12 protein-coding genes are annotated in these 13,900 nt (G+C 59.4%); all 12 read right to left on the reverse strand.

All coding sequences use genetic code 11. The features are described from left to right. Window positions 1-69: 69 nt before the first annotated feature. The 12 genes from ABS758_RS14265 to ABS758_RS14320 all read right to left on the reverse strand — a co-directional run bounded on the left by ABS758_RS14265 (window position 70) and on the right by ABS758_RS14320 (window position 13,900). Window positions 70-1,170, reverse strand: a complete 1,101-nt coding sequence (locus tag ABS758_RS14265; protein ID WP_350389110.1) for a copper resistance protein B — start codon at window positions 1,168-1,170, stop codon at window positions 70-72. Between the two features lie 44 nt (window positions 1,171-1,214). Next, window positions 1,215-3,095 (reverse strand): copper resistance system multicopper oxidase, encoded by a 1,881-nt coding sequence (locus ABS758_RS14270; RefSeq protein ID WP_350383998.1) that lies wholly within the window; start codon window positions 3,093-3,095, stop codon window positions 1,215-1,217. A gap of 232 nt (window positions 3,096-3,327) precedes the next feature. Beyond that, on the reverse strand, window positions 3,328-3,789 hold the full coding sequence (locus ABS758_RS14275; RefSeq protein WP_350383996.1) for a hypothetical protein: 462 nt from the start codon (window positions 3,787-3,789) through the stop codon (window positions 3,328-3,330). Between the two features lie 170 nt (window positions 3,790-3,959). Then, the gene (locus ABS758_RS14280; RefSeq protein WP_350389112.1) at window positions 3,960-4,211 is read right to left on the reverse strand and encodes a DUF2933 domain-containing protein; all 252 of its coding nucleotides are present in this window, start codon (window positions 4,209-4,211) and stop codon (window positions 3,960-3,962) included. A gap of 50 nt (window positions 4,212-4,261) precedes the next feature. Beyond that, entirely contained in the window at window positions 4,262-4,936 is a 675-nt protein-coding gene (locus tag ABS758_RS14285) for a methyltransferase family protein (protein WP_350383994.1), read from the reverse strand. A 304-nt stretch (window positions 4,937-5,240) separates the two neighbouring features. Continuing rightward, the gene (gene lgt / locus ABS758_RS14290) at window positions 5,241-6,038 is read right to left on the reverse strand and encodes a prolipoprotein diacylglyceryl transferase (RefSeq protein WP_350383992.1); all 798 of its coding nucleotides are present in this window, start codon (window positions 6,036-6,038) and stop codon (window positions 5,241-5,243) included. A 59-nt stretch (window positions 6,039-6,097) separates the two neighbouring features. Further along, a complete protein-coding gene (locus ABS758_RS14295) occupies window positions 6,098-7,120 on the reverse strand; it encodes a bifunctional enoyl-CoA hydratase/phosphate acetyltransferase (RefSeq protein ID WP_350383991.1) in 1,023 nt (340 codons plus the stop codon). Continuing rightward, window positions 7,117-8,319 (reverse strand): acetate/propionate family kinase, encoded by a 1,203-nt coding sequence (locus ABS758_RS14300; RefSeq protein WP_350383990.1) that lies wholly within the window; start codon window positions 8,317-8,319, stop codon window positions 7,117-7,119. The genes ABS758_RS14295 and ABS758_RS14300 overlap by 4 nt, the downstream gene beginning before the upstream one ends. 167 nt (window positions 8,320-8,486) lie before the next feature. Then, window positions 8,487-8,738, reverse strand: a complete 252-nt coding sequence (locus tag ABS758_RS14305; protein WP_350383989.1) for a DUF2933 domain-containing protein — start codon at window positions 8,736-8,738, stop codon at window positions 8,487-8,489. A gap of 2 nt (window positions 8,739-8,740) precedes the next feature. Then, window positions 8,741-11,140, reverse strand: coding sequence for a copper-transporting P-type ATPase (locus tag ABS758_RS14310; RefSeq protein ID WP_350383988.1), 2,400 nt, complete (start codon window positions 11,138-11,140; stop codon window positions 8,741-8,743). Between the two features lie 369 nt (window positions 11,141-11,509). Next, window positions 11,510-13,342, reverse strand: coding sequence for a DUF3141 domain-containing protein (locus tag ABS758_RS14315; protein ID WP_492304521.1), 1,833 nt, complete (start codon window positions 13,340-13,342; stop codon window positions 11,510-11,512). 57 nt (window positions 13,343-13,399) lie between these two features. After that, window positions 13,400-13,900: a TPM domain-containing protein gene (locus ABS758_RS14320; protein WP_350383986.1), complete on the reverse strand. Its 501-nt coding sequence runs from the start codon at window positions 13,898-13,900 to the stop codon at window positions 13,400-13,402.

Here is a 13,900-nt window from a genome sequence, read left to right on the forward strand (position 1 = left end):
GCCCAGTGCAATACCGAACTCAGGCCTTCTCAACTTAGCCCAGCCTTTTAACTGTCCAACTTCTGGGGGTCAGTTCACAAAGCGGGTTTCGCGTGTACGTTCGCCGGCATCCCGAGCGAAGGTGGCTGTTTGACCGAACTTGCCAGCCCATTCCACCCCGATGTAGGGAGCGAATTGCCGGGTCACTTCGTATTTCAGACGTAGGCCCGCCGTACCGTCTGATAGGCCGCTACCTATCTCACGGGCTTCATCGCGCTTGCCATAGAAGTTAACTTCTACGCGAGGCTGTAATACCAGTTTCTGTGTGAGTAGCAGGTCGTATTCAGCGCTCAGGCTTAGCGCTGTTCTACCGCTAGTCCCCACGTAGGCAGTGGCATCAATATCGAACCAATAAGGCGCTAGGCCCTGTACGCCAAAGGCTAGCCACTCTCTGTTTGGAACGCCTTGGCCGTGATCGAAACGCCCCCCCAACTGCATGTCCCAGAACGTGGAAATCGCGTGTCCCCACAGCAACTCTGTTTGGGACTCCTGAAGTTTGCCGTTTGCCACTTCGCCTTCAGCTTTTAGCACTGCCCGGTTGTAGGTGCCGCCAAACCAGGCTTGCCCTTCATAGGCAGCCCATTCATTGCCACGGGCTCTGACGTACTCAAGCCGATCCATCTTCACAGAGGCGAAGTTGTGCTCGTCGGACATACGCAGGCGCTGCGTCGGGCCCAGTGAGTACTTGCCAGAATCCAGTGTGTACCCCCCAGAGTAAGCGTCGGGATCACGGGCATCAGGTGGCGCCGATCCGCCTTGCATTTGCATGGATCCATGATCCATCTCGCCGCTGCCCTTGTCCATTGCACCCATATCGTGAGTAGGGGTTGACGGAGCAGTGTTGGTTTGGCCATGGTTCATACCAGACATAGCCGCTGCTGGCTTAGGCGTGCTGGTTGACTTCATATCCATAGCTTCGTGGGCTTGGCCACTCATATTCATCGTGCCATGGTCCATGCTCGGCATATTCATTTTGCTATGATCCATGCCCGACATGCTGGCTGCATCGGTAGGAGCTGAGCTGGCTGGTACGGCGGTATGGCTGCTATGGGCGTCGTGCGCTTGAGCGTAGGCAAAAAGCGGGGTAGCGCCTAGCGCAGCTATAGCGAGTGCAAGAATGCGTTTTTTCATATGGGTATTCACGGCCTGGATTCCCTTCCTCTCGTTTGCTGGGTTCATGCCACCACCACTTCGCGGAACATACCCATATCCATGTGGAGCATCAGGTGGCAATGCCAGGCCCAGCGGCCCAGCGCGTCTGCCGTGACCAGAAAGCTGATGCGTTGCGCCGGTTGTACGGGAATCGTGTGGCGACGTGCCTGGAAGGCGCCATCGGGCGTTTCCAGCTCGCTCCACATGCCGTGCAGATGCATGGGGTGCGTCATCATGGTGTCGTTGTGCAAAATAACCCTGACCCGCTCGCCGTAGCGAAAATGCACAGGCGTGGATTTACCGAATTCAACGCCGTCGAAAGACCAGGCGTAGCGTTCCATATTGCCGGTAAGATGCAGCTCGATTTCGCGCTCAGCCCCGCGCGGGTCCATGGCGCCGCCTACCGTATGCAGGTCTGCCAGGGTCAGTACCCGCCGGCCGTTATTGCGCAACCCGATGCCCGGGTCGTCCAGATTGGTGCGCGGTATATCGACGTGCATATCGGTGCTCGGACCGTACTCGGTTCTGGCATGGCGTACGGCGCTGCTGGCCTTGTCTTTACCCATGGCGCTATGGTCCATACCAGCCATCATCCCGGCCATGCCAGCGTGGTTCATACCTGCCATGGCGCCATGATTCATTCCCGCCATGGGAGGTTGGCTCGAACCGCCGTGATCCATGCCAGCCATCCCAGCCATGCCTCCGCCCATGGCGCCCATCATGTCGGCCATATCCAGCCACTCAGGCTTATCGATCTGGGGAACTGCAGCGACTAGTCCAGCACGCGTCGCCAACGTGCCGCGCGCGTAGCCGGTGCGATCCATCGCTTGTGCAAAAACGGTATAGGTATCGTCCTTGGGCTCGACCAGCACGTCGTAGGTTTCCCCTGGCCCAAAGCGAAATTCGTCTACTGTTACTGGCTCTACGTTCACGCCATCGGCCTGTACCACTGTTAACTTAAGGCCAGGAATACGTACATCGTAGAAGGTGTTGGCCGCGCCATTGATGAAACGCAGACGGACACGCTCACCCGGGCGAAACAGCCCCGTCCAGTTGCCGGCAGGTGTCGTGCCGTTCATCAAATAGGTGAGCACGCTAGCCGATAAGTCTGCCAGATCGGTCGGACTCATACGCATTTCGTTCCACATTTTTCGCTTGTCGATGGCGGCTTTCAGGCCATCCTGGGACGCATCTTGGAAAAAATCGACCACGGTAGGCTGGTTATAGTTGTAATAGTCTCCCTGCATTTTCAGCTTGGCGAGTACCCGCATAGGATCTTCGTCGGTCCAGTCCGAGAGTTGAATCACGTGCTCCCGGTCGGCTCGTATTGGGTCGGTTTGCTCTGGCTCGATGATAATGGCGCCATAGACGCCAATCGCCTCCTGCATTCCTGAGTGCGAGTGATACCAGTACGTGCCACTTTGCTCGACCTTGAACCGGTAGGTGAAGGTCTCGCCGGGCGCAATGCCGGTAAAACTGATTCCTGGCACGCCGTCCATCTGGAAGGGCAGAATGATGCCATGCCAATGAATAGAGGTTGCTTCCTTCAAGCGGTTCTTGACACGGATCGTCACCGTATCGCCTTCGCGCCAACGTAAGGTCGGTGCAGGTAGCGAACCGTTGACGGTGGTAGCCATCCGTGGGTTGCCGGTAAAGTTGACCGGGGATTCACCGATTTCCAGATTGAACTCAGTTCCAGAAAGCACAGAAGCTGTACCAGTGCTTGTATCCGTTGATAGAGCCCCGGTAGCCCTAGCAAAGGGTGATAAGCCTAACAATACGCCACCAGCTGCTAGGCCCTGAACGAAGCGACGACGGGGTAGTACAGGTAGAGCAAGAGAAAGTGGTGGCTGGTGTTTCACGTGAGCATATCCTGGGGTCGGAAGAGAGTACGCGTCAATCATCCGTAGATGATCAAGGCTTCAATTAAATCAATGGCTAGCACTTTAACGAAGTGCTCATGTCAGCCCGATGACACTGTCATTACATTTTTGTAATGACAGCGTATTCGTCAAGTTGAGCTTATGGAATGACTGTGTTATCCACATTAATGACGGAGACGGTGTTATTGGTTCGGCTTGCTAGATCCCACACCGCGCCGGGCCGTTCATCCGCCTCGAACTTTCCCGGCGGATCTCACTTTGTTGCCGGAACCGCTTGCAGGCGGTCCATCATCATCTGCATCATGGACTGCATCATGTCCATACGCTGCTCCATCATGGCCTGGCGAGCGGCCATGTCTGCCGGTTTGCCCGTTGCAGCGTCCGCGCCCATGCCACTGCCCATCATATTCATGCCGCCTTGCATGAGCTTCATCTGCTTGGCCATCAGCGCACTGTGCTCCTCGGGCGTTTTTGCGGCCAGCATTTCATCGTGCATCTGCTGCATCGCCTTCATCTGGCCGGCATGGTCGGGGTCAGTGGTGCTCGCGCGCATATCTGCGCCCGGGCTACCCGATTGCACCTGAGCAACCTGAGCGACAGTGTCACGTGCAGGGTGATGGCTGTCGTTTTGATCGCCAGCAACAGCCCAGGCCGAGGCGGTCAGGGCTGCACTGGTCAGAGCAGCGATAGACACAAAGGTACGTATGTAGGTCATGTTGAACTCCTGGTCAGCTAGAGACAGTTACAACTGTCGGGGAGCGGCAGCTAATAAGCAACTGACGCAACTATCGCATTGATATATAAGAGTTTAGCGAAGTGTTCATGTCGATCAGATGACTTGACCATGACAATTTCGTAATGTAATGCCTCGTACAGGAAGCGCTCCTAATGACGATGTGGCTTGCGGCTGCTACCCGTGGCTTCCGGCGGGTTCTCTTCGGCCTTTTTGTCGGAAATCCTGTTCGTGACGCGATCTTCGCGGGAACTCGAGCTATGGTCTCCGCCATGCCCTCCATGGCACCCGTGTCCGAACAAGTGCATGGCAATGAATGCCACTCCAAACAGTACCCAGATCCAGTTCTCTGTTAGCCAAGCCATTTCCAACTCCTTTCTTGAGATCGTTCGGGCGTCGACCATTCGTTCTGGACAGCCGCACAAAGAAGCGACGAGCGATTGGCCTTAGTACGTCAATGCCGCGGCAGTTCCTGCGCGCTGCCGCCGCTGGAGCGCTCGACCAGTCGCCCCCACTGGCTGACGCGAGGGATGAACATGGGCACACGTCGCTGATAAGCGCGATACTCGTCTCCGAATTCTGCCAGCACGCGTTTCTCCTCATTTCGCGCAAGCAGCCAATAGACCAGCACAATCACGGGAAACAGCGCCACCGAGAAGATCGTCGGCCAATGCACGACGCCCTCGCCAAAGAGGCCAATGAACAGGCCGGTGTACTGAGGGTGCCTGACCAGCGCATACAAGCCGTTGGTGGCGAGACGCTTCTCCTTCTGCGCGCGGTAGAGCTCGCGCCAGCCCTGGGCGAACAAACCGATGCCGACAAACAGCAAGAGGTAGCCGAGCACCATCGAGATCATCATGCCCAGCTCACCCACGCCCAGCAGCGTGGACCAGAGACTGGCGCTCAGATTTGCACTGTCGAGCCCGAAGAACCGGACCATCAGATAGATGGTGAGCGGGAAGCCATACATCTCGGCGTACAGCGCAATGATGAATGCCTGCACGAGTCCCGCGCTGGCCCATTCACGCCAGGTCTTCGGCGCCAGATAGCGGTAGAAGATCCAGGAGGCAATCACGATCATGATCGCTGCAATACCCCAGACGCTTGAATGAGAGATCGATTCATCCATGATGAATGTCCTTTTGAAGTGCTGTGAGGGATGGTTCTGTGTAGGGTGCTAGATTCCGTTCGGAGCCCGGTGGCCGAGTCTTAAGCTCGAACGGCACAGATGAGGGTAATACGATGAAAATCGATGACTGGTGATTCACGTGTGCGTACCTGTGATCGGAACGAGAAAGATATGGCGGTCGGCCGCTTATACGCGACCCACGCAACTATTGCATTGATGTATAAGAGTTTAGTGAAGCGCTCATGTCGATCGGATGACGCCGCCATGACAACTTTGCAATGTTCACCACAGTAGAGTGAGACAGTCACGGTGACAGTGCGTGGGCCGATCGTCTCGCGGCCCACCAGTAAATAAAAATTCCGAAGAGAATCATGGGTAATGAAAGCAACTGACCCATGGACAGGCCACCGGCAAAGAGCCCCAGATAGTTATCCGGCTCACGGGTGAACTCCACCATAAATCTAAAGACCCCGTAGCCCATCAAGAACACCGCACTTGTTTGTCCGACCGGGCGTGGCTTGCGTGCAAACCACCAGATAAGTGCAAATAGCGCAAAGCCTTCGAGTCCCATTTCATAGAGTTGCGATGGGTGGCGTGCGATGCCGTCCCCCGTTTGTGGAAACACCATGCCCCAAGGCACTGTGGTGGCGCGGCCCCATAGCTCGCCATTGATAAAGTTGCCCAGGCGCCCAGCAGCCAGGCCCAAAGGGATGAGTGGCGCGACAAAGTCGCCAATCTCCAGCAGTGTGCGACCGCGCTTGCGGGCAAAGATCAGCATGGCCACGATTACGCCCAGCAGACCACCGTGAAACGACATGCCGCCTTCCCATAGGTAGAGCGCCGAGAGGGGGTGGCTGAGGTAGTCGCCCGGTTTGTAAAACAGTACATACCCCAGGCGCCCGCCAATCACCACACCCAGCACGCTGTAAAAGATGATGTCCTCGAGATCGCGTAGGGTCAGGCCGCAGGGGTGATGCCGGATGCGCCAGCGGCCCAGCAGCCATGCCAGGGCAAAGCCAGTGAGATACATCAGGCCATACCAGTGGATGGCGAGCGGGCCGATTTGCAGGGCGATGGGGTCGATCAGGGGGTATTGCAGCATGGATGTGGCTCGATTAAAAACTATCGTGGATCAGTGGTGTCCCAATGACTAGGCATCCATCAGCACACCTCCTTGGGGCAACAGGCCGACTCAGGCTGTGGGGCACAGAGAAAGGCTGATTCCGTCTCCAGTACGGTTGGGATCGGCAGCCGGATACCTGCCCGGTACATCAGCACAGCGACGCCCAGTCCCGCTAGGCGCGCCGCCGGCGGGTCGGCCCGAGAGCTCAGCACTACCGGTACCGTTAGCCCCATGACCACCCCCGCTGCGGTGGCACCACCGTGGTACTCCAGGTTTTTTGCCAGGATATTGCCCGAGACCAGGTCCGGCATCAGCAGGATGTCCGCCTGGCCCGCCACCGACGACTCGATACCTTTGTCGCGGGCCGCGCGCTCGGAGATGGCGTTATCGAAGGCCAGCGGCCCATCGACCTCGGCACCGATGATTTGTCCGCGGCGGGCCATTAGCGTCAGGCAGGCCGCGTCCAGAGTGGAGGGGATCGCCGGGTTGACGGTCTCTACCGCCGAGATTACCGCCACCCGGGGCGTTTCGACGCCGATCATATGCATCAGTGCGATGGCGTTCTGCAGAATCTGCGCTTTGGCGTTGAGGTCTGGCGTGATATTCACCGCTGCATCGGTGATGGCGAGCAACCGTGGGTAATTGGGTATATCTATCAGGAAAACGTGGCTGACGCGGCTGCCAGGCTGGCGCAAGCCATGCTCGCTGTCGAGCAGGGCGCGCATGAAGGCATCGGTGTGGATGTGTCCCTTCATCAGCGCGTCGGCGCGACCGTCGCGCACGAGTTCCACCCCGCAGCGGGCGGCTTCCCCCTCCGAGTCTGCTTCGATCACGGATGCTAGATCAAGCTCCCAGCCGAGCGTGGCCGCGACCTTGGCGATCTCGACGGCGCGGCCGATCAGCACCGGTTCGGCGATTCCGAGTCGCACCGCATCGCGAAGCGTTTCCAGTACTGCAGCCTGGGCCGCGTTGACCACGGCGACCCGAATTGGGTCCCCGTCCCGGGCCTGCTGCACCAGGTCATCAAGCGTGGTCAATCGCTGGATGGCTCTATTGGTCATGTTTCCTCTCGTTGGTTGGCATATAGACGCTGCACGTGCCGGGCGATCATCCGCTCTTCATCGGTGGTCACGGCTTCCACTTGGACTAGGCCCTCGGCGGCGGAGATCAACGGCTCAGGCTTGCGGTTGCGCTCCGGGTCCAGTGTCACGCCCAGGTACGCCAGGCCATCACAGATCTGCGCGCGGATGTCCGGTGCGTTTGCGCCGATGCCGCCGGTGAAAACCAGCCGGTCCAACCCACCGAGGGCTGCGCTCAGGGCACCGATAAAGTGGCGTGCGCGATGACAGAAGAAGTCGATCGCCAGCGCAGCCTCCGGGGTGTCCTGACGGCGGGCCAGGAGTTCGCCCATATCGGCGCTCACGCCGGAGAGGCCTAGCAAGCCGCAGCGCTGGTAGAGCAACGCCTGGAGTGCTTGGGGATCGAGTCCTTGCTGCCCGGCCAGATACAGCAGGATGCCGGGATCCAGATCGCCGCTGCGGGTACCCATAGGCATGCCGCCCAGAGCGCTGAAACCCATTGTTGTCTCGACGCTGCGCCCATCGCGGATCGCCGCCATGGAGGCGCCGCTGCCCAGGTGCGCGACGATCAAACGTTCGTCAAGTGCCGCAGGGCCGTGGCGGCGCACCAGATCCTCGACGATGAATTCGTAGGAGAGTCCGTGAAAGCCATAGCGACGCACGCCCTGAGCCTCGTACTCCCGGGGCAGTCCGGTATGCCGGGCGACCTCAGGCAGGCCGTGATGAAACGCCGTGTCGAAGCAGACGAGCTGGGGTACGTTGGGAAAATGCGCGCGCATGGCGGCGATGCCGGCCAGGTTGTGTGGCAGATGCAGCGGGGCCAGTGGAATCAGCGTCCCCAGACGACGCAGCAGTGTGTCGTCGATACGCTGCGAACAGTCACAGTCCGCCCCCCCATGGACCACTCGGTGTCCGATGCCAACCAGATTCAGCCCTTCACCTTGCTGACGCAGGATCTCGTCGAGACGCGCAATGGCTGCCGCATGATCCGCGAACCGCACGTCGCTGTTCGCGAGGACTTGTCCCCAAGCATCCACGACGCGAAACCGTCCCTGTTCAGTGCCGATGCCGCTGGCCTCCCCCCACAACTGACGATTGAGACCATCGGCCAGGCCGAACAGGGCGAATTTGAGGCTGGATGAGCCAGAGTTGACCACCAGGATAGATAACATCGTCGACATTGATTGACCTCCTGATAAAAGGCTGTGTGGCGTCTTGACTGATGGCCAGCTGCTGGATGCGCCGAGCGCTTATGCCAGTAAGCTCTGCTGGCGCAGTATGAGGCGCAGCGTGTACGCCGCGTAGACCTGCCATTGCTCACCCGAACTAGCCCGCTATCTCACGTTCTTCATGGATCGCGAACATCTTTGTGCGCTACCTTATGATCGCGGTCCGGTCTTGGCCTAAGACGGCCACCCTGCAGGAACACATGCATCAGCAGGCAGCCGGCGAGCAGGATCACCCAGGGCAGGGCACCGAGCAGAGGCACCTGATGCTCTTCCCAAAGCAGGAAGACAGCGGCCGTCAGCGCGGACCCCACGGCCAGCCAGAAGTGCCCTTTGTTTGGCCGCCGGTCTGGGCAGGGCCAGTTCTCAGCCATGATCAGATCTTCACGCGACGCAGGCGTAGCGCATTCAAGACCACCGACAGCGAAGAAGCGCTCATCGCGAAAGCAGCAAAGATGGGTCCGATCAGGATGCCAAAGAATGGATAGAGGATCCCGGCGGCGATCGGCACGCCCGCGCCGTTATAGATCAGTGCAAAAAACAGGTTCTGCTTGATGTTGCGCATGGTGGCCAGCGACAGCTTTCGGGCGCGCACAATACCGTCGAGGTTGCCTTTGAGCAGCGTGAAGCTCGCGCTTTCGATCGCCACGTCGGCGCCGGTGCCCATGGCAATACCGACATCGGCTTGAGCCAACGCTGGCGCGTCGTTGACCCCGTCGCCCGCCATTGCCACCTTGTGTCCCTCGGCCTGCAGCTCGCGGATAATGCGCGCCTTGTCCTCGGGCAGCACGTCGGCACGGATTTCATCGATACCCAAGCGCTCGGCCACTGCCTTCGCGGTGCGCTCATTGTCGCCCGTGGCCATGATGATCCGAAAGCCCAATTTGTGCAGCGCCTTCAAGGCGTCGGGCGTGGTTGCCTTCACCGGGTCGGCGACGCTGACCAGGCCGGCGATGGCGCCTTCCAGCACCACGAACATCACCGTCTCGCCCTCGTCCCGGCGGGCGTTGGCGGTGTCCGCCAGTTTGCCGCCGTCGAGGCCCAGTTCGGTCATCAGCCTGGCATTGCCGAGCGCCACCGGATGGCCATCGACCACACCCTTGACGCCCATGCCGGTCACGGCCTCGAACTCATCGGCCTTGCCCAGTTCGACCCCGCGCTCCTCGGCACCGGCGACGATGGCTTCAGCCAGCGGGTGCTCAGAACCCTTTTCCAGGGTCGCCGCCAGCCGCAGCACCTCGGTCTCGTCGTGCCCGGTTTCAGGCAATACCGCCACCAGTTTTGGCTTGCCTTCGGTCAGGGTGCCGGTCTTGTCGACGATCAGCGTATCGACCTTGGCGAAACGCTCCAGTGCCTCGGCGTTCTTGATCAACACCCCCAACTGCGCGCCACGCCCAGTGGCCGTCATGATCGACATTGGCGTGGCGAGCCCCAGCGCGCAGGGGCAGGCGATGATCAGCACCGCCACCGCCGAGACAAGCGCGTAGGCTAACGCGGGTGCTGGCCCCCAGATCGCCCAGGAAATGAAGGAAATGATCGCGATGATGACCACGGTGGGGACGAACTGGCCCGCCACCTTGTCGGCGAATTTCTGAATCGGCGCGCGCGAGCGCTGGGCATTGGCCACCATCTCGACGATCTGGCTGAGCGTGGTATCGGCACCGACTCGGGTGGCTTCCATGATCAGGCTGCCAGTGCCGTTGATCGTGGCACCGGTGAGTTGGTCGTCCTTGACTTTTTCCACCGGGATTGGCTCACCAGAGATCATTGACTCGTCGATGGAAGAGCGGCCGTCGATCACCACGCCGTCCACCGGCACCTTGTCGCCGGGGCGCACCCGCAGGTGATCGCCCACCTGCACGGCTTCCAGCGGGATTTCTTCCTCGGTGCCATCAGGACGGATCACCCGTGCGGTCTTGGCAGCCATGTCCAGCAGCGCACGGATCGCCTTGCCGGTGCCTTCCCGTGCACGCAGTTCCATGACCTGGCCGAGCAACACCAGGGCAACGATGACCGCCCCAGCTTCGAAATAGACACCCACAGTGCCGTCTTCGCGGCGAAAGCCCTCGGGGAAGATGTCCGGCACCAGCACCGCGACGATCGAGAAGAGATAGGCCGCACCAACCCCCATGCTGATCAGGCTGAACATGTTGAGGTTCATGGTGCGAAACGAATTCCAGCCGCGCACGAAAAATGGCCAGCCTGACCACAGAATCACTGGGGTGCTGAATACCAGTTCGATCCACATCGAGGTTCGCCCACCGAAGAAATCGTGAATCGCCGTGATGCCCAGATAGGGGGCCATCGCCAGCACCAGCACCGGGATCGTGAGGACGACCGCGACCCAAAGGCGGCGGGTGAAATCCACCAGTTCGGGATTCGGCCCCTCGTCGCCGAGCGCTGCTGATTCCAGCTCCAGCCCCATGCCACACAAGGGACAGGCACCATGCTTGGTCTGCCGCACCTCGGGGTGCATCGGACAGGTGTAGACGGCGCCGACATATCCGGCTGGCACCTTGTCGTACTTGCCGCCGCGAACCGGTGCGGTGGTTTTATGGTCAGCTTGATGGGCGTGCCCGTGCCCATGACAATTGTCGTGGCTGGAATGCGCCTGTGGCTCGCCACTTTCTACGGGCACAAGGTGCATGCCGCATTTCGGACAATCACCCGGTTGATCGGAGATCACCTCGGGGTGCATCGGGCAGGTGTATTGGACGGCGTCCTGTTTGCTGTGCTGCGCGTGTTTGGGTCGTTTTATGGGTTGCTGCTGAGTCATGGAATCGCCTCCGTTACTGTGGGTGAGCCGAATGTCCGAGTCTTAAGCGCAAACGACACCGGTGAGGGTAAAGCGATGGAAAATGGTGACTGGTGTTTCACGTGTGCGGGTCCTGTGGTCGGAACGAGAAAGACATGAAGGTTGGCCGCTAATACGCGACCAACGCAACTATTGCACTGATATATAAGAGTTTAGCGAAGCGCTCATGTCGATCAGATGACACCAACATGACAATTTTGTAATGTAATGGTGGTGCAAGCTTGGTTAGTGCATTGCGATTGTCAGCGAGTCGCAAACCGATGATTTGATTACCGGTCCGAGTCCGTGCCCGTCGTCATGACCGTCAAGGGGAAGTCGGGGTCTTCCATACTATTGCGGTTGCCAGTACAGCAGGCTAAAGATCTGTTCATAGCCAGCATCGCGTGCTTCACGAGTCTTTTCGAGGGTGCGCGTGATTTCTCCGAGTGTTTCGCGCTCATGCGCCATAAGCCGGTTGTCCTTTGCCAACGGGTGGCGGTTGCTTGCCAGCGGTCCCGCCAACGCAGCGACGCCGTGCATCCACGGATTGAACGCTTCTGACAGCAAGTAGCGGCTGGTGCGCATTGGGTGCAGCCACTTCAGCATCTCTGCCGTCCATGGCGTGGCTAGTGCTTGCACCCAGGGGCTCACGAACGACCTGTACAGTGTTTCGTTGAACTCTGACACCTGCCTCACACGCTCAAAAGCTCCACTCGAAGTGTCCTGCCTCAAGTCCTCGACTTGACGAGGCTCGAACCGGACGCTGAACGCCGGTTTATGACAATCCGGGTCTCCAGTCGGGTTATCGATCTTCATCTCGTAGAGGCCAGGAGCGAGCGCCTCGATCTCGGTAAGGCTCTCGAGGATGGCTCGATGTTCGAGGCGAGCCACGCTGGCCGAGACGAAGATGCCAAGGTGGCCGACGTGCGGATTCGTCAGGTAGACGATACGCTGGCCGGCTTTCTTAAGGTCGGCTGTGTCGGTATAAACCACAGGGATCCAGCCGAGCGCCTGCTGTGGCGGCGTGATGTTGTCGCCGTACGAGGCGAAGATGATGAGCGGGTTCTTGATGCGCCGCAGATCGGCTGTGTGCCCGTCGCAGACCCGGAACTGGCCCTGTTCGATCTGGTTGCCGATGAACAGATTCTCGACGATCGCAAGAATCTCTTCGCGGCTCAGGAAATAGAAGCCGTTCCACCAGCGCTCGAATTCGAGAAAGCGGTCCTGTTCGCTGTCGACGTTGCTAAAGAGATTGGCGTATTTCTCCCAGATCGCCTTTTCTGGCTTGAGGTTCTCGAAGTTCTGCGCCAGCCATGCGCCGTCAAAGCGTCCGTTGCCCAGATCCGCGGTCAGATGCGCCAGCCAGGCGCCACCGAGCAGACCGCCGGACACGCGCATCGGGTTGGCGCCGGATTCGCCCGCCCAATACGACAAGGGCGAGCCGTTTAGCACCACCGGCCCGCTCAGCCCCTCGCAGTCGGCAGCCAGCAACGTCAGCGCCCAGCCGGCCTGGCAGTTGCCGTAGAGTACCGGCGGTTTGCCAGGGTGGCGTTGTGCCACGTCTTCAACGAAGCGACGCCACGCATGCAGCACGTCCAACAGTGTCTGGCCCGGTACAGGCTGAGGAAAGAAGATGACGAAATAGACCGGGTGGCCCTCGTGCATGGCCATGCCGACTTCGGAGTCGTGCTTGAAGCCGCCGATGCCCGGGCCGTGGCCCGCGCGCGGATCGACCACGATGACGGGCGGCTTATCGAGGTCGACGCAGTCGTCCCAACAGTCTTCACCAACCTGTGTGATGCGCAACAGCGTGTAGTTGGCCGGGCGCTCGAAGCGCCGTGCATCGAGCAGCGTCTCGTATTTGAAATCGAGCAGCGGCGGCATGCCCTCGCGCTCGTGTTCGAGCATGTTGTTGGCGCGCTGGCGTAGCGTGTCCCAGAACAGAACGGAGCGCTCGAAGAAGTCGCGTTGGTACTCCACGAGTTCCTGTGCCGAGTGCACCCTTATTTCAGCTGGGATGTCGACCATTGACTTGTCGGGCAATGTCTTCAAGTCCGAGTGCTTCGCTGGTACGTGCGTCTTGGAGATGGCGTTCAGTCGTTGGACCGGCAGGCCCTGCGTCTTGGGGTCTTGTGTCTTCGCAATTGGCACTCTTACGCCGGCTTGCTTTGTGATTGTTTTCATGTTGTGCTCCATTTCAAGAATGAGATCATGGTCATTTTCCTTTGATTGGCTGTGTCATCACAGTACTGCCGGTTCATCGGGCAACTCGTTTGCACCTTGTCTGCTGCTGGCCGGAAAGTGCGTTACCAAGTGTTGTGTCACCATCCGGATACCGTCCACCACTCCACTTTCGAAGTCGGATCGTTTGAAGGCTGATTCCATCTGACGGCACACCGCATTCCACTCGCCCTGGCTGACCTTTTCGTGAATGCCCCGGTCCGCCACGATCTCTACAGCGTGATCGGCGAGCAGCAGGTAGATCAGCAGGCCATTATTGTGCTGGGTGTCCCACACCCGAAGCTGTGAGAACAGCTCGATCGCCCGTTCGCGGGCCGACTGTGCGTGCAACAGCGTGCGAAACTCCAGCGAACCCTCGATCGCAATGCGGATCTCTCCGTCGTGTTCGGTCTCACTATCGTTGATTATCCGCTCGATCGCCGCCAGTGCACTGCGGGGGAAGCACCGTCGGACATACCAGTCGGTTGTTAGCAGGTGACGCACGATGCGCGGGATCTTCAT

This window comes from Castellaniella sp. FW104-7C03 (assembly GCF_040276085.1).
Taxonomy (GTDB): domain Bacteria; phylum Pseudomonadota; class Gammaproteobacteria; order Burkholderiales; family Burkholderiaceae_B; genus Castellaniella.